The organism is Chryseobacterium sp. SIMBA_028 (assembly GCF_046535285.1).
In the GTDB taxonomy this organism is placed as follows: Bacteria; Bacteroidota; Bacteroidia; order Flavobacteriales; family Weeksellaceae; genus Chryseobacterium.
On record NZ_JAWRWZ010000413.1, the window covers coordinates 1 to 263 of the forward strand.

Consider the following 263-nt stretch of genomic DNA (forward strand, 5'->3'; position numbering starts at 1 on the left):
TTGCTGTTTGATTATTGAGGTTAAAAAACTATTTAATATATTTCTCTAATCCTATTTTCAAGCTCTTCAAATTCTTCACCGCCAGTTTTGCAATAGATTCTGCTCCGAGTGTTGATAAATGCGTGTCATCATCTTTTCCTTTTGGATAGTAGGGATTTTCACCTTCTTTATAATGTAAATGTAGCTTTTTTGAATTTTCAGGACCGTAAGAAATTTCCAGTTGCTCTGTTAATAGCTGCAAATCTACAAAAGGAACTTTCAGA

Annotated in this window: 1 pseudogene; it reads right to left on the minus strand. The window is 32.7% G+C overall.

Features of this window, described 5'->3' with window-relative positions:
• Positions 1-28: 28 nt before the first annotated feature.
• Positions 29-263 (minus strand): annotated as a pseudogene (locus SCA31_RS23945) (rhamnogalacturonan acetylesterase); the annotation flags it as partial.